Source organism: Candidatus Symbiopectobacterium sp. NZEC127 (assembly GCF_025962675.1).
Classification (GTDB): Bacteria; Pseudomonadota; Gammaproteobacteria; order Enterobacterales; family Enterobacteriaceae; genus Symbiopectobacterium.
Genome location: NZ_JAGFPG010000004.1, coordinates 239,022 through 262,016 on the forward strand (window position 1 = coordinate 239,022; position 22,995 = coordinate 262,016).

Consider the following 22,995-nt stretch of genomic DNA (forward strand, 5'->3'; position numbering starts at 1 on the left):
CAGGCAAAAGATGATGAGCGTAACCGCACAGCAGTCAGAATTAATTAAAAACAGCATTAAAAGCATTCCCGATTATCCCAAACCGGGGATCTTGTTCCGTGATGTCACGAGTCTGCTGGAAGCGCCCGTTGCGTATGCGACCAGTATCGAGATGCTGGTAAACCGTTTTCGTGACACCGGCGTAACGAAAGTGGTGGGCACGGAAGCGCGCGGTTTCCTGTTCGGTGCGCCAGTTGCACTGGCGTTGGGTGTGGGTTTTGTGCCGGTGCGTAAACCGGGCAAATTGCCGCGCCCGACGATTTCAGAAAGCTATGAGTTGGAGTACGGCACTGACAGCCTGGAAATTCACACTGACGCCATCAACGCAGGTGATAAAGTGCTGGTGATTGACGATCTGTTGGCAACCGGTGGCACCATTGAAGCCACGGTTAAGCTGATTCGCCGTTTGGGTGGAGACGTCACCGATGCGGCATTTATCATTAATCTGTTCGATCTGGGCGGCGAGCAGCGTTTGAATAACCTCGGTATCAACTGCTACAGTCTGGTAAATTTTCCAGGCCATTGATCCTGCCTTTTTTCCGCCGTAAATCTGTTGGCTATCCTGATAAACAGTCTCGCCGTGTCCGGCGAGGCTGTGTTAGCATGGCCTCCTCAATCACACAACCGTTGCGGTATTGATGAGCTATCAGGTACTGGCCCGTAAGTGGCGTCCTCAATCTTTCGCTGATGTTGTCGGTCAAGAACATGTGCTGACCGCATTGGCCAATGGTCTCTCTATGGGGCGGGTTCACCACGCCTATCTGTTTTCCGGCACGCGTGGCGTGGGGAAAACCAGTATCGCCCGCCTGTTGGCGAAAGGGCTGAACTGCGAGAGCGGCATTACCGCCACGCCCTGTGGGCAGTGTGCAAATTGCCGGGAAATTGAGCAAGGGCGTTTTGTTGACCTGATCGAGATTGATGCGGCCTCGCGCACCAAGGTAGAAGATACCCGCGAACTGCTGGATAACGTGCAATATGCCCCTGCGCGCGGTCGGTTCAAAGTCTACCTGATCGATGAAGTGCACATGCTCTCCCGCCACAGCTTCAATGCGCTGTTGAAAACGCTGGAAGAGCCTCCCGAGCACGTTAAATTCCTGCTGGCAACCACCGATCCACAGAAGTTGCCGGTCACCATTCTTTCTCGCTGCCTGCAATTTCATCTCAAAGCGCTGGACGTGGAGCAAATCCGCGGCCACCTTGAGCAGGTGCTGCAAGCCGAGGCGATTGCGACAGAACCGCGCGCCCTGCAACTGCTGGCGCGTGCCGCCGATGGCAGCCTGCGTGATGCGCTGAGCCTGACCGATCAGGCGATTGCCATGGGGCAAGGCGCGGTGTTGACCGACGCCGTTGCGCGCATGCTGGGCACGTTGGATGATGAACAGCCGCTGGCGCTGATTGAAGCTATCGTCAATGCCAACGGCGAGCAGACCATGGCGTTGCTCCAGCAGGCGGCCTCGCGTGGCGTTGAGTGGGAAGCGCTGTTGGTAGAGATGCTTACGCTGTTGCACCGTATCGCGATGGTACAGTTGCTGCCCACGGCGCTCGGGCCGGAAGACTCCCCCATTGCGTCGCGCTTGCGCGATTTGGCGCGTACCGTACCGCCCGCCGACGTGCAGCTCTACTATCAGACGTTGCTGGTGGGACGAAAAGAATTATCCTATGCGCCAGACCGGCGTATGGGCGTTGAAATGACGCTGCTCAGAGCCTTGGCATTTCATCCGCAGGCGGTGATTGCACCGGTGGCAACTGCGCCAGTGGCGGCGAGTGCACCTGCCGCACCGCAGGCGCACATTCCGCCTGCGCGTCAGGCGTCTGCGCCCAGTGCGCCGTCATCCCCTGCGGCTGCTCCGTCATCGCCTGTCGCTGCGCCTGAGGAACCTGTTGCACCTGCCGCGCCGTTGCCGGACGCCACCTCGCAATTGCTACAGGCGCGCAGCCAGTTATTGCAGCGACAGGGTACGCCGCCGCCAAAAAAGTCTGATCCGGCGGCGCAGGAACGCGCTCGGCCGGGCACGGCGGCATCGGCGCTGGAACGCCTGGCCTCGGTGACGGAACGCAGTCAGCAGCGTCAGGCGGCTGACAGCAACAGCGAGGCGCAGAAAAAGCCTGAAGCGTACCGCTGGCGCGCGCAGCAACAGAAGGCTGTCGTGACCGAAACCATCGCCACGCCGAAAGCGTTGCGCACGGTGCTGGAATACGAGAAAACGCCGGAATTAGCGGCTAAATTGACGGAAGAAGCGCAAGCGCGCGATGCCTGGGCAGCAGAGGTACAGCGGTTACCGCTACCGAAACTGGTTCAGCAGTTGGCGCTTAACGCGTTCAAAGTCGATTCAGATGACGATACCGTGACGCTGCATTTACGCTCATCGCAGCGTCACCTGAATTCACCGTCGGCACAAAAAACGCTGATGGATGCATTGGCAGCGCATTATGAAAAGCCTATCACCCTTGTGGTGGTAGAGGATGACGACCCCAGCACGTTAACCCCGCTGGAGTGGCGTCAGACGATTTATGAAGAGAAACTGGCGCAGGCGCGCGAGTCTCTGACGACCGACAAAACGATTCAAACGCTGCGGCGTTTCTTTGATGCGGAACTGGACGAAGAGAGTATCCGCCCCGTTTAACCGCTGCAATTCTTGCAGCCATGCAATAGAGAGAAGCATATGTTTGGTAAAGGTGGTTTGGGCAATCTGATGAAGCAGGCCCAGCAGATGCAAGACAAAATGCAGAAAATGCAGGAAGAGATTGCCAACCTGGAAGTGACCGGTGAATCAGGCGCGGGCCTGGTCAAAGTGACCATCAACGGTGCGCACAATTGCCGTCGTGTCGAAATCGATCCCAGCCTGCTGGAAGATGATAAAGATATGCTGGAAGACCTGATTGCCGCCGCGTTCAACGATGCCGCGCGCCGTATTGACGAAACCCAGAAAGAGAAAATGGCGTCAGTTTCCAGCGGTATGCAGTTGCCGCCGGGCTTCAAGATGCCGTTCTGATGCAAACCAGTCCGCTCCTTGAGTCATTGATGGAGGCGTTGCGCTGCTTGCCGGGCGTAGGGCCGAAATCCGCGCAGCGCATGGCGTTTCAACTGCTGCAACGCGATCGCAGCGGCGGAATGCGTTTGGCGCAGGCGCTGACGCGCGCCATGTCTGAAATCGGCCACTGTGCGGATTGTCGCACCTTTACCGAGCAGGAACGCTGCGCGATCTGCACCAACCCGCGCCGTCAGCAAACGGGCCAAATCTGCGTGGTGGAAAGCCCGGCAGATATCCACGCCATTGAGCAGACCGGACAGTTTGCCGGGCGTTACTTTGTGCTGATGGGGCACCTGTCGCCGTTGGACGGCATCGGGCCGGATGATATCGGGCTCGATCTGCTGGAACAGCGCTTAGAGCAGGAAACCCTGACGGAAGTGATTCTTGCCACCAATCCCACGGTGGAAGGGGATGCGACGGCCAACTACATTGCTGAGCTGTGTGCCCAGCACGGCGTGGTGGCGAGCCGTATTGCACACGGCGTGCCGGTTGGTGGTGAACTGGAAATGGTGGATGGCACCACGCTTTCCCATTCGCTGGCGGGGCGTCATCCCATCCGCTTGTAGCGGTTGTGCTGCATTTACCTCGGTGCGGTTTCGTTATCAGAAGGCGCCGCGCTGGGGATAAATTGTTTTTTGCTCTTGAAAATCCTTCGCCTTATCCCCACTTCTTGCCTACTGGCCGGAAATACCGGCACCATTCCCACACCCTCTACAGGGATTGAACATCATCAGCCTGACTAACTATTAGGATTGAGGTAAGTGACAATGAGCATGAAGGGCCAAGAAACGCGCGGTTTTCAATCTGAAGTGAAGCAATTGCTGCACTTGATGATCCATTCACTTTATTCCAATAAAGAAATTTTCCTGCGTGAATTGATCTCCAACGCCTCCGATGCGGCAGACAAGTTACGTTTTCGCGCCTTATCTTCGCCAGCGCTCTATGAAGGGGATGGGGAACTGCGCGTGCGCGTTTCCACCAATAAAGAGCAACGTACCCTGACCATCGCGGACAACGGCATCGGGATGGGCCGCGATGACGTTATCGATAATCTGGGCACCATTGCCAAATCGGGCACCAAAGCGTTTTTGGAATCTATCGGTTCCGATCAGGCCAAAGACAGCCAGCTCATCGGTCAATTCGGTGTAGGCTTCTACTCGGCGTTTATCGTTGCGGATAAAGTGACGGTACGTACCCGTGCGGCGGGCGCAGCGGCAGAAGAGGGCGTGTTCTGGGAATCGGCGGGTGAAGGTGAGTACACCGTGGCGGATGTGGTCAAGGCCGATCGCGGCACCGAGATCACCCTGCACCTGCGCGAAGGGGAAGACGAATTCCTCGATGAGTGGCGCGTGCGTTCCATTATCGGCAAATATTCCGATCACATCGCACTGCCGGTAGAAATTGAAACCGAGACGCCGAGCGAAGAAGAGGGCGGCGAGCCGACGGTTACCTGGGAGAAGGTCAACAAGGCGCAGGCGCTGTGGACGCGTAATAAAGCCGATGTGACCGAAGACGAATACAAAGAATTCTACAAACACATTGCCCACGACTTCAGCGATCCGCTGAGCTGGAGCCATAACCGTGTGGAAGGGAAACAGGAATACACCAGCCTGCTCTACATCCCTTCCCAGGCACCGTGGGACATGTGGAACCGCGATCATAAACATGGGCTGAAACTCTATGTTCAGCGCGTGTTTATCATGGATGACGCCGAGCAGTTCATGCCGAACTACCTGCGCTTTGTGCGTGGCTTGATCGACTCCAACGATCTGCCGCTCAACGTCTCGCGTGAAATCCTGCAAGACAGCCGTGTTACCCAGAATCTGCGCAATGCGCTGACCAAACGCGTGTTGCAGATGCTGGAAAAACTGGCAAAAGACGACGCCGAAAAATACCAAACCTTCTGGCTACAGTTTGGCCTGGTGCTGAAAGAAGGGCCTGCGGAAGATGGCGGCAATCGTGAAGCCATTGCCAAACTGCTGCGCTTTGCTTCCACCCACAGCGACAGCGCCGCCCCGACGGTATCGCTGGAAGAGTATGTCAGCCGTATGGTTGAAGGCCAGGAGAAGATCTACTACATCACTGCCGACAGCTATGCCGCGGCGAAGAGCAGCCCGCATCTGGAGCTGTTTCGCAAGAAAGGCATCGAAGTGCTTCTGCTTTCTGACCGCGTCGATGAGTGGATGATGAGCTACCTGACCGAGTTTGACGGCAAGTCCTTCCAGTCCGTCAGCAAAGCGGATGACGCGCTGGATAAGCTGGCGGATGATGCCAGTGATGACGAAGCGCGCAAAGAAGCGGAAAAATCCCTGGAGCCGTTTGTTGAGCGTGTGAAGACGCTGCTGGGTGAACGTGTCAAAGAGGTGCGTCTGACGCATCGCCTGACCGATACCCCGGCTATCGTCACCACCGACGCCAATGACATGAGCACGCAGATGGCGAAGCTGTTTGCCGCAGCCGGACAGAATGCGCCGGAAGTGAAATATATCTTCGAGCTCAACCCGGAACATGCGTTGGTGAAACGTGCCGCAGACACCGGCGATGATGCACAGTTTGGCGAGTGGGTTGAACTGCTGTTGGAGCAGGCGCTGCTGGCTGAACGTGGCACGCTGGAAGATCCTAATCAGTTTATCCGTCGTATGAACCAACTGCTGAGTGCATAACCGCTCACACTTTCCCGAAAACCCGGTTTTTAACCGGGTTTTTTTTCGCTTTGCGACACGCTGAAGCGAGCCCGTTCCTTGAGGATAAGCCTGTGGAATGGTATGGTTGAGCGTTTTCAAATTTATTTTAAAAAATCTACATAGCAAGGGGATTTACGCAATGCGTATTATTCTGCTGGGCGCTCCGGGCGCAGGCAAAGGCACTCAAGCACAATTCATTATGGAAAAGTATGGCATTCCGCAAATTTCCACCGGTGATATGTTGCGTGCGGCGGTGAAAGCCGGGACCGAACTGGGCAAACAGGCCAAAGAAATCATGGACGCAGGTAAACTGGTCACGGATGAATTGGTTATTGCCCTGGTGAAAGAGCGTATCGCCCAGGATGATTGCCGTAACGGTTTCCTGCTGGATGGTTTTCCTCGCACCATTCCGCAGGCGGATGCCATGAAAGACGCTGGCATTCAGGTTGATAACGTTATTGAGTTCGCCGTGCCTGACGAGCTGATTGTCGATCGCATTATTGGCCGTCGCGTGCATGCAGCATCAGGCCGTGTTTACCACGTGAAGTACAACCCGCCAAAGGTTGAAGGTAAAGACGATGCCACGGGTGAAGAATTGACCATCCGTAAAGACGATCATGAAGATACCGTGCGTAAACGTCTGGTGGAATACCATCAGCAAACCGCGCCGCTGGTGGACTACTACCAGAAAGAAGCCAAGGCTGGCAATACCCGTTACCATAAAGTAGACGGCACCCGCCAGGTAGCACAAGTGCGCGCTGAGCTGGAATCCATTCTGGGTTAATCTAGCGCCGCGTTGCCTGAAAATGCCGGTACCCTGTGTGCCGGTTTTTTTTCGCCTGCATCCAGCGTTATGGTCTGCCATTCGCGACTTCGATGGCAAGTATCGGTAATAACATCGCTTTTCCTATCCCGCCCAGGCAACATTTTCGCTACACTCAGCGCTGGTAACGACAACTGCTGCCCGGTGTCGAAATGTGTACCGTGGGCAGCCTTTTAGTGAGGGCAGACGATGAGTCAACAAAAACTGGGCGTACTGATGGTGAATCTGGGGACGCCCGAAGCCCCGACGCCGCAGGCGGTGAAACGCTATCTGGCACAGTTTCTCAGTGATAAACGCGTGGTAGATACGCCGCGCTGGCTCTGGTGGCCGCTGTTGAATGGCGTGATCCTGCCTTTTCGTTCTCCCCGTGTCGCCAAACTGTATCAGTCCATCTGGACGGTTGACGGTTCCCCACTGTTGGCCTTCAGCCGACGTCAAGAGTGCGCGCTCTCTGCCCGTTTAGGCGACGATATCCCTGTGGCGCTGGGCATGAGCTATGGCTCGCCGAGCTTGCCGTCGGCGTTGGATAGCCTGCTGTCCCAAGGTGTCACCCAACTGGTGGTGTTGCCGCTCTATCCGCAATATTCCTGCTCCACCACCGGTGCGGTGTGGGATGGACTGGCCGATGCGCTGCGCTCGCGCCGCCAGGTGCCCGGTATTCGTTTTATCCGCGACTATGCAACACACCCGGTCTATATCGATGCGCTAAAGCAGCGTGTGGAAGCATCATTCGCGCTGCACGGCGTGCCAGACCGCTTAGTGATATCGTTCCATGGCATTCCGGTGCGTTATGCGACGGAGGGAGATGACTATCCGCTGCGCTGTCAGGCGACGGCACAGGCACTGATCGCTGCGTTGGGATTGGCACCGGAACAGGTGCAAATGACCTTTCAATCGCGTTTTGGTCGTGAACCCTGGCTGACACCCTACACGGATGAAACACTGAAAGGATTGCCCGCGCAGGGAATCAAACACATTCAGGTTATTTGCCCGGGGTTTGCGGCGGATTGTCTGGAAACCTTGGAAGAGATTCAGGAACAGAACCGGGAGATTTTCCTGCATGCTGGCGGTGAACGGTTTGCTTATATTCCGGCGTTAAATGACGATGCCAGACATATCGATGTGTTCGAAACGTTGGTGCGTGATGAATAGCCAAACTCATTACAACTAAAATGGCGCAGCGGGGTTACCGCTGCGCACTGCGTCAAATCGGGCACTCTTTTAATTCTTCAGCCTTTACCTGCTCAAGTTGTAGCAGGGTAATCATGCTGTTAGCGATTTCGCGTTCACCCATTACTACCTGATTGGCACCGTGTTCAGTGATATAGCTGACTTCATCGTCATAATGTGCGCGGGCAATGATCTCCAGGTCCGGGCGTTTTTCTCGCGCCGCCGCAACGATTTCTCCAGCCTCATAGCCGTTAGGAATGGTTAACAGCAGCCAGCGGGCGCAATCCAACCGGGCCAGCTCCATGATTTCCACTTTAGTGGCATTTCCCAGCACGGCCTTGATGCCTTGCTCGCGTAGCGCATCCACCCTTGCACGCGAATTCTCGATAACCACAACGGGAATGCCTTCCTGATGCAGTTTGGCACCGATCAGGCTGCCGACGCGGCCATAACCGACCAATAGCGCGTGATTACACATATCAACCGGGATCTGCTTCTCTTCTTCGATGGCCTCTTCCACAATCTGATCATCAATGGTCTCTGTTTTCTCCAGATAGCGTTCCAGCAGCGTGAAGAGCAGCGGGTTAATCATGATAGACAGAATCGCCCCTGCCAGCACCAGATTGCGCCCCTGTTCAGACAAGAGACCAAGCACAACGCCCAGGCCTGCCAAAATAAAGGCGAATTCCCCAATTTGCGCCAGGCTGGTCGAAATGGTCAGCGCGGTACGCTTGGAGTGGCCGAACAGGCGTACCAGCATAAACGCGGCAGCCGATTTACCGAACACGATAATGGCTAGCGTAATAATGACGGCTACCGGCTCATTCACCAGAATCATCGGATCGAACAGCATGCCCACCGAAACAAAAAACAGTACGGCGAAAGCGTCACGCAGCGGCAGCGTATCGTGGGCGGCGCGTTGACTGAGTTCTGATTCGTTTAGCACCACGCCGGCAAAGAAGGCACCCAGCGCGAATGAGACATCAAACAGCTTCACAGCACCGAAAGCGATACCGAGTGCCATCGCCAACACGGCGAGGGTGAACAGTTCCCGTGAGCCGGTGGCGGCGCTTTTTGCCAGCACCCAGGGCACCAGACGACGGCCCACCACAATCATCAGCGTGATAAAGGCGACCACCTTGCCTATGGTCCAGGCCAGGTCACGAATCAGCTTGCCGGTATCGGCATGCTCTGCGCCAATCATGTCACGGAATGCGGGCAACAGGACCAGCGTTAACACCATCGCCAAATCTTCCACGATCAGCCAGCCAATGGCGATTTGTCCGCGCTGGCTGTCAATCAGTTGCCGTTCTTCCAATGCACGCAGCAGCACCACGGTGCTGGCGGTGGACAAGCAAAGCCCAAACACCAGCCCGCTTGCCAGGCTCCAGCCGAGCAGGGAGGAAAGGCCCATGCCCAGCAGCGTGGCAACGGCGATTTGCGCAATGGCACCGGGAATGGCGATGGATTTCACCGCCATCAGGTCTTTAAGCGAAAAATGCAGGCCGACACCAAACATCAGCAGAATAACCCCAAGTTCAGCCAATTCAGGCGCTAACGCGGTATCCGCGACAAAACCTGGGGTAAACGGCCCCACCAGAACCCCAGCGACCAGATAGCCGACTAAAGGGGAAATGCGTAGTCGATTGGCCAGAATCCCCAGCAGAAACGCGAGGACCAGCCCTACGGCAATGGTGGATATTAGTGGTGTGGTTGCATGCATCCCGACTCCTTTTGCCATTGTTGAAAAACGTTCATGAGCAGACTTCTTGAACAAATTCTATTTCATTTAAAGAAATCCTGCTTGGAAAAATGAGGGTATTCTAGTAAAAATCTTCGTTTACTCATCGAATCTAAGTCTAACATAGATTTCATGATGCTTTCGTAAGATAAGCATTGATAAACCAACGTTATTGCACGCATGAAGATACTTTCTCATGTCTGTTGTGCTGCATTTTCATCCTGTTGGATGAGAGGAACCGGTTTCTCTGCGTTAAAAACCCCAGAATAGCGGGGGTAAATGACATAAATACAACAGAATCAAATGAACTGACCATTTTCATCAGCTTTCTCTTGTGATTCATGCGCGTAACGCCGGTTTTTCTTGTGATATAAGTCACAGGCCGCAAATGAAATCGAGCGTTGAGTAAAAGTGCGCTATTCTGGAGGGAGATCTCAACCTGCGCGTACCTGACTAAGACCAGGACGTGCAGAGGGCTGCTATCGCATTCTTTTAACAGGGGTTGTTTACTAAACGGAGAGTTTCCATGCGTTTTGCAACGAAAGCGTTAGGACGTGCTATTGCGATGTCGCTGATCTTTACCTCGGCAGGGGCGCTGGCGTGGGAAAAAGATAAAACCTATGACATCACCATCCTCCATACCAACGATCACCACGGCCATTTCTGGCACAACGAATACGGTGAATATGGGTTGGCTGCGCAGAAAACGCTGGTGGATCAGATTCGCCAGGAGGTGGCTGCTAAAGGCGGCAGCGTGCTGCTGCTGTCCGGCGGGGATATCAACACCGGGGTGCCGGAATCTGATTTGCAGGATGCAGAGCCCGATTTTCGCGGCATGAATATGGTGGGCTATGATGCCATGGCGCTCGGCAACCATGAGTTTGATAATCCGCTCTCGGTACTGCGTCAGCAGGAGAAGTGGGCAACTTTCCCGCTGCTGTCTGCCAATATCTATCAAAAGAGCACGCAACAGCGTCTGTTCAAACCCTATGCCCTGTTTGATAAGCAAGGCATCAAGATTGCGGTTATCGGCCTGACCACCGATGACACGGCAAAGTTGGGCAACCCGGAGTTTTTCACCGATATCGAGTTTCGCAAGCCGTCGACGGAAGTAAAATCGGTGGTCGATCAACTGCGTAGTAGCGAAAAACCCGATGTGATTATCGCGGCGACCCATATGGGGCACTACGACGATGGGCAGCACGGATCCAATGCGCCGGGGGATGTTGAAATGGCGCGCAGCCTGCCGGCGGGCTATCTGGACATGATTGTGGGTGGTCACTCACAGGACCCGGTCTGTATGGCGAGCGAAAACAAGAAACAGGTGGATTATGTGCCGGGCACGCCTTGCGCGCCGGATCGGCAAAATGGCACCTGGATCGTGCAGGCTCACGAATGGGGTAAATATGTTGGGCGCGCTGATTTCACGTTTAAAAATGGCACGTTAACGCTGGCGCATTACCAACTTATTCCGGTCAACCTGAAGAAAAAGGTGGAGAAGACCGGTGGCGGCACCGAGCGCGTCTATTATACCCAGGAAATCAAACAGGATGATGGCGTAGTGAAAATGCTGACGCCGTTCCAGGAGAAGGGGCAGGCGCAACTAGACGTGAAGGTGGGGAGCGTTAATGGCACGCTGGATGGCGATCGCAAACAGGTGCGCTTCTACCAAACCAACCTCGGGCATCTGCTGTTATCGGCGCAGCGTGAACGCGCCAATGCGGATTTTGCCGTGATGAGCGGCGGTGGCATACGTGACTCCATTCAGCCCGGTGATATCACCTATAAAACGGTGCTGAAAGTGCAGCCGTTTGCCAATACCTTGGTCTATGTCGATATGAAAGGCAGCGAGGTTGAGAAATACCTGGCTGCGGTGGCAAACAAGAAAGTGGATTCCGGTGCTTATGCCCAATTCCTGAACGTCAGCCTGGTGGCCGATGGACAAGGTGTTCAGGATGTGAAAATCAAGGGTGAACCGTTGCAGGCGGATAAAACCTACCGTATGGCTACGCTGAACTTCAATGCGATGGGCGGTGATGGTTATCCGCGCCTGGATGAATTACCGACCTACGTCAACACCGGTTTTGTCGATGCCGAGGTGTTGAAACAGTATATTGAGCAGCATTCACCGCTTGATGCAGCGGCCTACGCGCCTAAAGGCGAAATTCAATACCGCTGATAAAATGGTCGCGCTAACATTTAAGAGGGCTTGCAGAGAAGCAAACCCTCTTTTTTTATGCACCTCGCTCATCAATTGCTCAGTGTGCTTTTGTGATGGACATAACAGTTAAATGTTAGCGATAACATTTTTAGCGCGCTCAGGATCACAAACGTGATCTGTCGTTGTTTTTTATTGAAAAGCCTTTGATATTTTATTAAAACGTCTTTTCAATAGAGGGTGTTGGAATGAAGAAGGGGTTTGTTTTGTCATTGCTTGGCGCATGTATTGCGGTCAGTTCTCAGGCGGGTGCCGCAGCCTTACCTGCCGTTGTCACTTTTACCGATAATGGCAAAGTGTGCGATGTCACGCAATATGGCGCGGAAGGCCATCGCCTGCAAATTGCACTGAATACGGATTCATTCCAACGCGCTATCGATGATTGTGCGGCCGCAGGCGGCGGTACGGTGTTGGTGCCGGAAGGTAACTATCTGGTCAACCCGCTGTTCCTGAAAAGCAATGTGCGATTAAATCTGGCGAAGAACGCCACCATTGTGGCTTCTACCGAAGAAGCGGCCTACCGTGCCACGGAGCAGACCAAATACGCCGAGGCGGAAAATGGCTGGTTGCCGTTTATCAGCGTTGCTGATGCCAAGAACGTCGCCATCACCGGTGAAGGTACCATTGATGGTCAAGGCGCTGTGTGGTGGGAACGCTGGCGTGCCAACATTCGTGCTACGGGTAAGAAAGGTGGTACCGATCGTCCGCGTTTGATCTACATCACCCGTTCCAGCAACGTGCTGGTGGATGGCGTTACCCTGACGCATTCGCCGAGTTTCCACGTGGTGATGCGTTACGCCCATGAAGTCAACGTCAACAACACCAAGATCCTGTCGCCCTGGCATGCACCGAACACCGATGCCATCGATCCTATCGACAGCCAGAACATTCGTATCACCAATAACTTTATTGATTGTAACGACGACCACATTGCCATCAAAGCCGAGAAGCCAGATGAGCGTTTCCCTGACGGCGTCGTCGACAATATCTATATTGCGAACAACGTGTTGCATCAAGGGCGCGGTATTTCTATCGGCAGCGAAACCTCCGGTGGCGTGAATAACGTGCTGGTGGAAAATAACCAGTTCGAAGGTTCGATGTACGGTATTCGTATCAAGACGCTGCGCGGTAAAGGTGGTGAAGTGAAAAATATCACTTACCGCAACACCAAAATGGTCGATGTTGATATTCCGCTGGTGTTTGCAGGCTACTACAAGGCGGCACCCATTGTGCAGGCCGAAGTGGACAAGCTGCTGGCAGAAGGCGGTTTCACCATGGGTGAACAAATTTACCCACCCGATACCGATGCCAAACAGCCGTTTGATAAATACAAGACACCGCATTTTAGCAATGTGACGATCGAGAACCTGGAATCAACCGGCAAAAGTAAAGCCGCTGCGTACATCATTGGCGTGCCCGAAGCACCCTTAAGCGGTTTCCATTTTGACAACGTGCGTATCGATGCCGATCAGGGGATCCGCGTGCGTAACGCTGAAGTGCAAACCAAAGGCTTAACCCTCAACGTGAAGCAAGGGCCGACGCTGTTGGTCGAAAAAGGGGCCAAGGTCGATTAATTACCCGTTCTGAAGCGGTGGCAGGGGACACACTGGCCGTGGAGTCCTCTGCCATCAGCTTCTTTTACGCTTCATACTTCACGCCGTGGCGGCGTTGGCCGCGCTCAGTCACCCGAATCACTTACTTGAGTAAGCTCATCGGGATTCCTTCGCTTGCCGCCTTGCCACAACGCGAATTATTTCGCGTAAAACGGGGGGGCCTCACGCCGTGGCGGCGTTGGCCGCGATCAGTCACCCGAATCGCTTACTTGAGTAAGCTCATCGGGGTTCTCTCACTAATCCCGCTTGGCAATATCACTAAATGACGCTTTCAGCAGGTGCGCCAAATCGGCGGGTGCGAGCCCGATATCCAATCCGCGTTTGCCGCCGGAAACGTAGATCACCGGGAAGTGCTGCGCCGGTTCATCAATGGCCGTCGGCAGCAGTTTTTTCTGCCCTAAAGGGCTGATACCACCCACCAGATAGCCTGTAACCCGCTGAGCAAGTACAGGATCGGCCATATCCGCTTTTTTGGCACCAAAGGCACGTGCCACTTTCTTTAAATCCAACTGCCCAGAGACCGGGGTGATGGCAACGGCCAAATGCTTGGCATCGCCGTTCAGCGATACCAGCAGGGTTTTATACACCTGCTCTTTATTCAACCCCAGCTTACGCGCGGCTTCTTCGCCAAAATTGGTTTCGTTTGGGTCATGGTCATAGCTGTGAAGCTGGAAAGCGACCTTATTTTTTTCCAGAAGTTTTACTGCGGGTGTCATGGTGCTCGTTCCTTAGTCAATCCCGTCGTTATCGCGCTGCACTGTCAGGTTGTAGCAGGGAAGGCAGGCTATTATCGCCATACAGATGCAACGCACCGACAGCCACCACATAATCTCCGGTCGGCAGTGCCTGCAACTGATCGCGCCAGCGGGTATTGCGCTGACGCATCAATACCTCGGACAAGGCGTGGCTGAACGTCGCCGGAATAGCGGCAGCGGATTTTGCTGGCGGTCCTTCCAGCCACCAGCCAGTCATCACCTGAAGCAGGCGTGCATTAACGTGCCAGTGATCCAGCGTATCTTCCAGCAATACTACGCCCCCCTGCGGCAATTGTCGCAGCATGGCGAGCTGTTCCTGCTGGCCCTCAAGCTCAATCACTGGGATGTTTTCCGCTTTGGCGGCCTGAATCAATTGATAGTCGATGCCATATTGAGGCCGCAAGCCGAGCGATTGCGCCTGCATCGCCTGGAGCGTCAGCGCGGCGTGCCAGGCGGGAAGATGCTCGAAGCGGGCCACGCTAAGCGCCAGCGCTTCACAGTGCTGCTGGAACCGCTGATAGCGTTCTGAGTCCAGACGCTCTGCCAGCGGACGCGGCTCGTACTCTTCCTGCAACGGTGACCCCATATCGGAAATATCGGCTTCAACCACCAGTGCAGTTGATTGCCTCAATTGTTGCAGCAACACCTCCGGCAACGGAGACATGGCTTCGCTACCCATATGAATACTGCCCACCAAATGCAGGCGTCCGCCCTGTGGCAGAGAAACATCCAGGGCGGGGTAGGCATAGGCGACCGGGGAAATTAATCCTAACCAGGTGGCCAGTTGGCGCAGTAACGGCATGATTTATCTCCATCAACCACAAACGCCCATGCTAACCGCTTGCGCTGCGCGAGGATACTGCCATAAGGATGAAAAATCCCCAGCCCCTGTTGTGGGGTGGGGATAATGGGGAAGGGCGTTAAACCTTGAGGGCGCGAACGTGTAACGTGATGCCTTCGATGGCAATCACCTCAACCGCCGTTCCAGCGGGTAAGGCATCATCGGCTTTTACTCGCCAGGTGCTGTCACCGATTCTGGCACGGCCTATGCCATCGACTACGGCTTCCGTGAGTGTGGTGCGTACCCCGATCAATTGTTGACTGCGCTGGTTGAGCACAGTGGTCTCAATCGTGCGACGCGCACAGTTGCGTAACCAGTACCACCACAATATGGCTATAGAGATGGTCAATAGGGCAAACAGCGTGCCTTGCCACGCCCAAGGTAAAGGCAGGCCCCAGGTCAGCAGACCGATGATAACCGCGGAAACACCGCTCCACAGCAGATAGCCGCTGGCACCCAACATCTCAGCCGCCAACAGCAAGCCGCCAAGGGAGAGCCATAGCCAATGCGCATTCTCCGCGAGTAACTCAACGTCCATCTTTACTCCGCGTATTGCCGCTTTCTTTGATCAGTTCTGCAATTCCGCCAATGGCACCCATCAGGTTACTGGCTTCCAATGGCATCATAATCACCTTGCTATTGTTGGCTGAACCAATCTGTTGTAGCGCATCGGTGTATTTCTGCGCCACGAAATAGTTGATCGCCTGGATATTGCCGGAAGCGATAGCATCGGACACCATTTGTGTGGCGCGGGCTTCTGCTTCTGCTGCACGTTCTCTGGCCTCGGCCTCAAGAAAAGCAGATTGCCGTAATCCTTCTGCTTTGAGAATTTGTGATTGTTTTTCCCCTTCGGCTTTGAGAATAGCGGCCTGCCGTACCCCCTCCGCTTCGAGAATGTCAGCACGTTTGGTTCGTTCCGCTTTCATCTGGGCATTCATTGACGCGACCAGTTCGGCAGGGGGGCGCACATCGCGGATCTCGATACGTGTAATCTTCACGCCCCACGGGCCGGTGGCTTCGTCTACGATATGCAGCAGCCGGGTATTGATGCTGTCTCGTTGAGACAACATTTCATCCAGCTCCATCGAACCGAGTACGGTACGAAAGTTGGTCATGGTAAGGTTTTTGATTGCCAGTTCCAGATTACTCACTTCATAGGCGGCGCGTGGCGCATCCACAACCTGAATAAAGCAGACGGCATCGATCGTAACGTTGGCATTGTCCTTGGAGATAATTTCTTGTGATGGAATCTCAAGCACTTGTTCCATTACATTGATTTTACGTCCTATTCTGTCCATGAATGGAATGAGGATATTTAAACCCGGCATCAATGTTTTGGTGTAACGGCCAAAGCGCTCCACCGTCCACTGGTAACCTTGCGGTACTATCTTGATCCCGGACCATACAATAACCAGCGCGACAAATATCAATACGGGAATCACACTTAGCATGGTTTTCACCTCCAAAGGTTGTTTTAAAAATAATGCACTGAAATAAAAGTGTATTTTTCTTCATCCTGAAAAAGTCATTCTAGCGCCGTCGGGGTGTAAAACCTATCTTTTCGCAGGCGTAATCGCGCGTTGTTATTGACGCATTATCTGAAAATAGCAAAAACGAGAGGTGAGGCAAGAAGGGGCGTCAATACGCCCCGGTAAGCGGCAGGATTAAAAGGTTGTCCAGTTATCGTTTGAGGATGACGTGCTGGGACTCGTGCCCGCAGCGGCCAGCAGCGGTGTTTTTGTCGCTGCTGTCGGGGCCGTTACGGTCGTTGAGCCGGTAGGCGTAATGACAAACACCGCCACGGCATCCGTCAGACGCTGCGCTTGATGTTGCAACGACTGTGCGGCCGCAGAGACTTCCTCGACCAGCGAAGCGTTTTGCTGTGTTGACGCATCAAGCTGTCCGACGCCAATGTTGACCTGATCGATCCCGACGCTCTGTTCCCGGCTGGAGTGCGCAATTTCCGACATAATGCTGCCCATGTGAGAGGCGTTGGCACTCAGGTTCTTCATGGATGTTTCCGCACCTTCCACCAGCTCCATCCCTTGTTGTGTCGTGTGCACGGCATCGTCGATCAACACTTTGATCTCTTTTGCCGCGGCGGCGCTACGCTGCGCGAGATTACGTACTTCGCTGGCAACCACGGCAAAGCCGCGACCTTGTTCCCCTGCACGAGCCGCTTCAACCGCAGCATTAAGAGCCAATATATTGGTTTGGAAAGCAATGCCGTCGATCAGGGCGATGATTTCCACCATGTGATTGGCAGAATCACGGATTTCATGCATTTTGCTGGCGGCATCGGACATTTTGCTGCCGCTGTTTTTCATCTCTACGGCGGCATCGTTCACCAGCGTATTGGCCTGTTGGGTGCTTTCTGCGGTGTTTTTGACGGTAGCCGCCAACTGGTTCATTGATGCTGCCGTCTCTTCCAGAGAGCTGGCCTGTTCTTCGGTGCGGCCAGACAGATCCAAGTTACCCGCCGCAATCTGTGCGGTAGCGGAGGCAATGCTGTGTGCACCATCGCGCAGTTGCCCGACAAGCTGCTGAAGATTGGTGGTCATCTTGTTCAGCGCATTCAATAAGATACCGGTCTCATCTTTACGCTGATGGGCGATCGATCGCGTCAGATTGCCCTGCGCAACGGACTCCGCCAGTGACACCGCTTGCTGTAAGGGCAGCACCACGCTGCGTGCTGTCACGAATGACAGCGTCAGGCTGATAACGGCGCCTGCGAGAATAATGCACAGCAATATAATGCGAATGCTGCTGTAACTTTGATTAACCGTTTGATCCGCCTGCCACATCCGGTATTCGGCTTTGCTGATGAACTGTGAAATATCTTTTTTGAGCGCAGTACCTAGCGGCCAGGTCACCTCAAGCGCCTGATGGCGTAGGTCCTGACGGTTTTTCGCCAGATTCAGCAGTGCGTCGCTGGCTTCGGCAAACTTACTGTAATCCTGCTTGATGGTATTTAATGCCGCAGTGAGTTCAGCATCGCCCTGTACAGAGTTGCTGAGCGTCGTAATATGTTTAACGATAACGCTGCGATCTTTTTTGATTTGTTCAACCGTAGTGTTGATGTTATTTTCATCATTTTCTGCGGTCAGGGCAAAGAAAGCGGATTGGCTAATAAAGACGTTATTTAAACTGCTCATGACATTGTTGGAGAGCATCACGGTAGGATAATTTTTCTTTACTACGGCGTCGATGTGTTCGTGAAAACTTTTAAGCCCGCCAAAGGCCAATGCACCAAAAATAAGTAGAATAATCAAGCTGGATATAGAGCCGATGGTTAGCCGTGTAGCGATTTTCAAATCCGAGAATTTCATGCGCTTCCCTATTATAAGTATTTGGAAATTTATATTCAGGTGAATGTAATGCAGGTCAGACTAGCCTATGGTGTGATAAATAACCGAGGAGTATATAAGCAATTTTTTGATTTTTTTATATCGATTTCATCCTAAAAATTCTACAACGGTATGAATTACGATAAAAAATCTTGCGTTAATAATATTTCCGAAGCGATAAATTTATCGGGTGAATAATGCCGTGTGGGAAATGTGTAGCGTGGTTGAATAGTTGCTTTTTTGAATAGTTACAGTTGTGAGCTAATTTAAAAAAAGGCCCTTTATACGGGATAAAGGGCAAACAACACCAGGGAAAGAAAATGATAAAATAAACGCTGTCATCGGGATGTCAGAGGTGACTGAGTGATAACCTCTGAATGGAATAACCCGTGAATAAAGAATCACTATACCCGTCATACTTCAAGCTGCAGGTGCGTTGGCTGCACTCATTCACCCGAATCACTTACCTGAGTAAGCTCATCGGGATTCACTCCCTTGCCGCCTTCCTGCAACTCGAATTATTTAGGGTATACCTACAATACTTATTTCAGATCGCCCACAAATTGACCATCTCGCATTAACACTACTCTTCCTGTTTTATAGAAAATCACGGTGTTAAGCCCTTGAGAGTAAACTTGCGCATTTTCATTGTGCTCATCCAGCGCTGCTGGCTTGCCATCGACGGTGATGATGCCATCTTTCGCACGGTTCACCGTAATGCCAAACCCTTTCCACGAGGATTTTAGCGTTTGCTTTTGTGCCACCAGAACGCTGTGCTGTGAGTTATCCGCTGCGTGCGTCTCACTGTTTACCGGAAAGCCGTAGCTGGTAGCGGTAACCAGTGAGCTTGTTAATGCCAGTGCGGAAATCACTAACTGATTGGTTTTCATTCTTTTTTACTCCTTAACGCACGGCGTGTGCGGCATTTTCCAGCGCCTGTTTTTCTGCGCTGGCCGCCATGGTTGACTGGCGATTCTTCTCCGCGATGTAACAGGCATCGCGGCTGACGCCCTGGGCTTGACACTCTGCCATGCGTGATGCCTGTGAGGAACAACCGGCCAGCATAACGACAGCGATCAGTGAAATCTTGTTAATCATAGAAATAACCTGTTGTGCATTTCATGTGTCATCAATTGAACATTACCCATGGATTACCAACCCACAGAGAGGCCAGCGCCATAACCCAGGTTTTCCTGAGTGTCATCACTCACCGTTGCTTTAACCGTTACGTTCTGAGTTGCGCGGAAAGACACGCCAACAGCGACGGCTGATTCTCCGTCGTAGCCACCAATACCTGCGCCAATAGCAACGGTCTGTCCGTTAAGCACTTGCGGAATGTTGGCCTGAGCCATTGCAGCAGAGGAACCCGCAGCGGCTTCTTTCTTGTTTTCCTCAACCAAATTTCTCAGGTGACTAACGTTACCGTTGAGATCGTCAATCTGTTGGCTATTGTCAACGGCACGAGCGTGCGTGGCTTTGATTGCTGAATGCTCTTCTGTCAGCGATTGGGTCGTGTTATCCGCCAGTGTTTGAATCTGCTCACTGTAATAAATGCTTTCTATCTGCTGCTGTTTCGCCAATTTTCTCACGCTGTTGTTTGTGGCCTTGATAGCACTGCGGTTAGCTGTGATGGCTTTGCTGTGGTCATCAGCAGGTTCAGCGTGAGGGATTGCGTCAACCGCCGCTTTTACCGTGGCTTGTGTTTCGGCTTGTTGACGTGCGTGAAGCATATTTTGCACGCGCTCGCTGTTTTGAACATGAACCTGTGCGATGGCTTCGCTGTTGGCCGTAATCAGATGTTGCTGTTGTTCATTGACGTTGGTGTTTGCTGCGACATCATCTTTGACCGTCGCTACATCAGTTTCGAGGGATGCAACGTGTGAAGAAAGGTTAACGGTATTTTTCAGTGCAATGTTCGCGTTGTTGTTGGCGTGTATGGCGCTGGATTTTGCTTGATCCGCCGTAGTCTGTGCGCGATCGGCGGTGGTTTGCACCTTGTCAATGTTGGTCGCGTTGGTGTTAATCGCCACATCAAGACGATCAATGCGGCCGGTGTTTACACCCGCTTGCGACAAGGCCTGATCTGCACGGTTTTGTGCGGCGGCAATCTTGCCTTCAACCGGGACCAGCGCTCCGGAAACATACTTTTTCACACCACCTTCTGTTGCCAGTCGAGCGTCAATTTGTGCTTGCAGGCGTTCAACGTTGGTTTGAGTCTGCGTCGCAGGCGTGGCCGCTGACAGGGTTGCGTTCTCAGGATGGTTTTCTGAAAGCTGATGGTTTGCAGTGGCAAAATAAGCATCAGCGGCCTGTTTGTCAGCACCAGACAAGCCAGCAAAAGCAGGCACACAAACCGCGCTGATGATAACTGCCAGAATAGAGCGAGAACATGTTTGTTTCATTTGTTAATTTCTCATTAAAATTAACGCGCGAGTATGTTTCTCTCGTGGCGTAATTGTCGTTTATATTAGAAAGGATTTTGGTTTACGTTGTGCGGAATTTACGCCGCATGTTTTGTGATGTAAAGCACGTTTGATTGCGGATTGTTGTTCTTTATCACTCATTTGTTTCCAATAAAAACCAATTTAGTTTCTTAATGATGCGATAATTGTTCTCATTTGGCACTGCGGCGGAATGGATCGCAGATAACGAGTTGTTTTTGCTTGTGAAATAATTCTGGTTTCTGATGGGTGAATGAATTTGATGCTGAAATATGCTATCATCGGTTTCTTTGAGAAATATCAATTTTTGCCGGGATTAGAAACAGACAGGTGAAAGTAAATGAATGATTTTGAAAAGATTTTTAATGAGATGGGAATTGATAGGGCGCTGTTACCTATCCTTTTTCGCTCGAATCGGTCAACGGTTCACAAATATTTAAGCGGCGAGAGTCTCGCGCCAGCATCAGCCATGTCACTGATTCTCTTGCTGCAACTACTTCAGAAGCGCAGCCCTGAGCTGTTTGCAGAATGGCTTACGCTGAGTGACTTCACCATTCCGCCTGAAATTTATTTAAACCAACCTGATTACTGGAAGGGTTGGAAGTTCACAGAGCATAAAGTGAATAAAGCGGTGTTGCAGTACCTGAAAGACAATGTTGAAAAAAAATAACACCGCGCTAAACGCGAGCTTAAAGCGGTGGCAATGCATCCGCTAAATAATCCTGACAGGGAAAGCGAAAGGGCGTTCATCGTTGAAAGAGGGTGAGCGCCTTTTTCTTACCGGATAAATCTGTTTTCGCGCTGATTCATCCGCCTTTACCGCATCGGTCATTGATTGTTCACAACTCCAACTCAATATCATTCACCGGCATGCAGCAGCACGGCAAAATTTCATCTTGCTGTACACAGGCAAGCGGCGTTTGGCGATAGGCGACGCGACCTTTCACCAGCCGTAAGCGGCAGGCACCGCAATAGCCCGAGCGGCACTGATACTCCACCGGCACGCGATGTTGTTCCAGCACATCCAGTAATGAGGCGGCGCTGTCGTTGCTGGCAAGCTGCGCGCCTGAGACGCGCAGTGTTATGGTTGAGGTGCTCATCGGCTTAGAGCTGGAAGTCACTCAGGTCGTCGGCGTTGATTTCAGAATCAATTTGGCCGACCAGATAAGAACTCACTTCCACTTCTTGCGGGGCAACCTGCACGTTGTCAGAGACCAGCCAGGCGTTAATCCACGGAATTGGGTTAGTGCGCGTTTGGAACGGCAATGGCAATCCCACCGCCTGCATGCGGATATTGGTGATGTATTCAACGTACTGGCAGAGAATGTCTTTGTTCAGGCCAATCATCGAGCCGTCGCGGAACAGGTATTCCGCCCACTCTTTTTCCTGCTGCGCCGCCAGCACAAACAGGTCGTAGCATTCCTGTTGGCACTCTTCGGCGATTTGCGCCATTTCAGGATCGTCCTGGCCGGAACGCATCAGATTCAGCATATGTTGGGTGCCGGTCAGGTGCAGCGCTTCATCGCGGGCGATCAGTTTGATGATTTTGGCGTTGCCTTCCATCAGTTCGCGTTCAGCAAAGGCGAACGAGCAGGCGAAACTGACATAAAAACGAATGGCTTCCAGCGCATTGACGCTCATCAGGCACAGATAAAGCTGTTTCTTCAAGGCATGCAGATTGACGGTGACGGTTTTACCGTTCACCTGATGCGTGCCTTCGCCCAGCAGATGGTAATAGCTGGTCAGTTCGATCAGATCGTCATAGAAAGCAGAGATGTCTTTTGCGCGTTTCAGAATCTCTTCATTGGTGACGATATCATCGAACACCAGCGCCGGATCGTTGACGATATTGCGGATGATATGGGTATAGGAACGGGAGTGAATGGTTTCTGAAAACGCCCAGGTTTCTATCCAGGTTTCCAATTCAGGGATGGAGATCAGCGGTAACAGTGCGACGTTCGGGCTGCGTCCTTGAATGGAGTCCAGCAGCGTTTGGTATTTCAGGTTGCTGATGAAAATGTGCTTTTCATGTTCCGGTAGCGCCTGATAATCGATGCGATCGCGAGATACATCGACCTCTTCCGGACGCCAGAAAAAGGAAAGCTGTTTCTCGATCAGTTTCTCGAATATTTCATATTTTTGCTGATCGTAACGCGCGACGTTAACGGACTGACCAAAGAACATTGGTTCCAGAAGCTGATCGTTTTTATTCTGTGAGAAGGTGGTATAAGCCATAGGGCTGTATCTCCAAAAAGGGACAGGAGGCGTTTCACCGCCTCCTGAAAAAGACT

Annotated in this window: 21 protein-coding genes; 10 read left to right on the plus strand and 11 right to left on the minus strand. The window is 52.8% G+C overall.

The features are described from left to right. Positions 1-13: 13 nt before the first annotated feature. The 7 genes from apt (at position 14) to hemH (ending at position 7,730) form a co-directional block, all read left to right on the plus strand. Positions 14-565, plus strand: coding sequence for an adenine phosphoribosyltransferase (gene apt / locus J5069_RS16795; RefSeq protein WP_264645084.1), 552 nt, complete (start codon positions 14-16; stop codon positions 563-565). Between the two features lie 112 nt (positions 566-677). Then, positions 678-2,663, plus strand: a complete 1,986-nt coding sequence (dnaX, locus tag J5069_RS16800; RefSeq protein ID WP_264644954.1) for a DNA polymerase III subunit gamma/tau — start codon at positions 678-680, stop codon at positions 2,661-2,663. Between the two features lie 39 nt (positions 2,664-2,702). Then, positions 2,703-3,032: a YbaB/EbfC family nucleoid-associated protein gene (locus tag J5069_RS16805; protein ID WP_195315212.1), complete on the plus strand. Its 330-nt coding sequence runs from the start codon at positions 2,703-2,705 to the stop codon at positions 3,030-3,032. Next, positions 3,032-3,637 (plus strand): recombination mediator RecR, encoded by a 606-nt coding sequence (gene recR, locus J5069_RS16810; RefSeq protein ID WP_264644955.1) that lies wholly within the window; start codon positions 3,032-3,034, stop codon positions 3,635-3,637. The genes J5069_RS16805 and recR overlap by 1 nt, the downstream gene beginning before the upstream one ends. A 207-nt stretch (positions 3,638-3,844) precedes the next feature. Continuing rightward, entirely contained in the window at positions 3,845-5,734 is a 1,890-nt protein-coding gene (htpG, locus tag J5069_RS16815; RefSeq protein WP_264645085.1) for a molecular chaperone HtpG, read from the plus strand. A gap of 160 nt (positions 5,735-5,894) precedes the next feature. Then, on the plus strand, positions 5,895-6,539 hold the full coding sequence (gene adk, locus J5069_RS16820; RefSeq protein WP_264644956.1) for an adenylate kinase: 645 nt from the start codon (positions 5,895-5,897) through the stop codon (positions 6,537-6,539). Between the two features lie 228 nt (positions 6,540-6,767). Next, positions 6,768-7,730 (plus strand): ferrochelatase, encoded by a 963-nt coding sequence (hemH, locus tag J5069_RS16825; protein WP_264644957.1) that lies wholly within the window; start codon positions 6,768-6,770, stop codon positions 7,728-7,730. A gap of 52 nt (positions 7,731-7,782) precedes the next feature. On the opposite strand, the gene ybaL is transcribed toward hemH, so the two are convergent. Beyond that, positions 7,783-9,471 (minus strand): YbaL family putative K(+) efflux transporter, encoded by a 1,689-nt coding sequence (gene ybaL / locus J5069_RS16830; RefSeq protein WP_264644958.1) that lies wholly within the window; start codon positions 9,469-9,471, stop codon positions 7,783-7,785. A gap of 544 nt (positions 9,472-10,015) precedes the next feature. On the opposite strand from ybaL, the gene ushA reads away from it, so the two are divergent. Both ushA and J5069_RS16840 read left to right on the plus strand, forming a co-directional pair. Further along, the gene (gene ushA, locus J5069_RS16835) at positions 10,016-11,668 is read left to right on the plus strand and encodes a bifunctional UDP-sugar hydrolase/5'-nucleotidase UshA (RefSeq protein ID WP_264644959.1); all 1,653 of its coding nucleotides are present in this window, start codon (positions 10,016-10,018) and stop codon (positions 11,666-11,668) included. Positions 11,669-11,895: 227 nt separating this feature from the next. Further along, the gene (locus J5069_RS16840) at positions 11,896-13,281 is read left to right on the plus strand and encodes a glycoside hydrolase family 28 protein (RefSeq protein ID WP_264644960.1); all 1,386 of its coding nucleotides are present in this window, start codon (positions 11,896-11,898) and stop codon (positions 13,279-13,281) included. 275 nt (positions 13,282-13,556) lie between these two features. Here the strand turns inward: J5069_RS16840 and ybaK are convergent, their stop codons facing one another. From ybaK to J5069_RS16880, 8 genes are all read right to left on the minus strand, one after another. Next, a complete protein-coding gene (ybaK, locus tag J5069_RS16845) occupies positions 13,557-14,036 on the minus strand; it encodes a Cys-tRNA(Pro)/Cys-tRNA(Cys) deacylase YbaK (RefSeq protein ID WP_264644961.1) in 480 nt (159 codons plus the stop codon). Positions 14,037-14,064: 28 nt separating this feature from the next. Beyond that, positions 14,065-14,880, minus strand: a complete 816-nt coding sequence (locus tag J5069_RS16850; protein ID WP_264645086.1) for a TraB/GumN family protein — start codon at positions 14,878-14,880, stop codon at positions 14,065-14,067. 115 nt (positions 14,881-14,995) lie between these two features. Beyond that, positions 14,996-15,454 (minus strand): NfeD family protein, encoded by a 459-nt coding sequence (locus J5069_RS16855; RefSeq protein WP_264628135.1) that lies wholly within the window; start codon positions 15,452-15,454, stop codon positions 14,996-14,998. Next, on the minus strand, positions 15,444-16,367 hold the full coding sequence (locus J5069_RS16860; protein WP_264628136.1) for an SPFH domain-containing protein: 924 nt from the start codon (positions 16,365-16,367) through the stop codon (positions 15,444-15,446). Before J5069_RS16860 ends, J5069_RS16855 begins: the two co-directional genes overlap by 11 nt. Positions 16,368-16,580: 213 nt before the next feature. Further along, positions 16,581-18,245: a methyl-accepting chemotaxis protein gene (locus J5069_RS16865; RefSeq protein WP_264644962.1), complete on the minus strand. Its 1,665-nt coding sequence runs from the start codon at positions 18,243-18,245 to the stop codon at positions 16,581-16,583. Positions 18,246-18,805: 560 nt separating this feature from the next. After that, positions 18,806-19,153: a hypothetical protein gene (locus J5069_RS16870; RefSeq protein ID WP_264644963.1), complete on the minus strand. Its 348-nt coding sequence runs from the start codon at positions 19,151-19,153 to the stop codon at positions 18,806-18,808. A 13-nt stretch (positions 19,154-19,166) separates the two neighbouring features. Further along, complete coding sequence (locus J5069_RS16875) at positions 19,167-19,361, minus strand: hypothetical protein (RefSeq protein WP_264645095.1); 195 nt, start codon at positions 19,359-19,361, stop codon at positions 19,167-19,169. Positions 19,362-19,414: 53 nt separating this feature from the next. After that, a complete protein-coding gene (locus J5069_RS16880; protein ID WP_264644964.1) occupies positions 19,415-20,665 on the minus strand; it encodes a YadA C-terminal domain-containing protein in 1,251 nt (416 codons plus the stop codon). Between the two features lie 379 nt (positions 20,666-21,044). Here J5069_RS16880 and J5069_RS16885 point away from each other — a divergent pair, with 379 nt between their 5' ends. Beyond that, complete coding sequence (locus J5069_RS16885; RefSeq protein WP_264644965.1) at positions 21,045-21,374, plus strand: hypothetical protein; 330 nt, start codon at positions 21,045-21,047, stop codon at positions 21,372-21,374. 169 nt (positions 21,375-21,543) lie between these two features. Here J5069_RS16885 and yfaE read toward each other — a convergent pair whose 3' ends face one another. Together yfaE and nrdB are read right to left on the minus strand one after the other, a co-directional pair. Further along, positions 21,544-21,804, minus strand: coding sequence for a class I ribonucleotide reductase maintenance protein YfaE (gene yfaE / locus J5069_RS16890; protein WP_264628085.1), 261 nt, complete (start codon positions 21,802-21,804; stop codon positions 21,544-21,546). A 4-nt stretch (positions 21,805-21,808) separates the two neighbouring features. After that, positions 21,809-22,939, minus strand: coding sequence for a class Ia ribonucleoside-diphosphate reductase subunit beta (gene nrdB / locus J5069_RS16895; protein WP_264644966.1), 1,131 nt, complete (start codon positions 22,937-22,939; stop codon positions 21,809-21,811). Between the last annotated feature and the right edge of the window lie 56 nt (positions 22,940-22,995).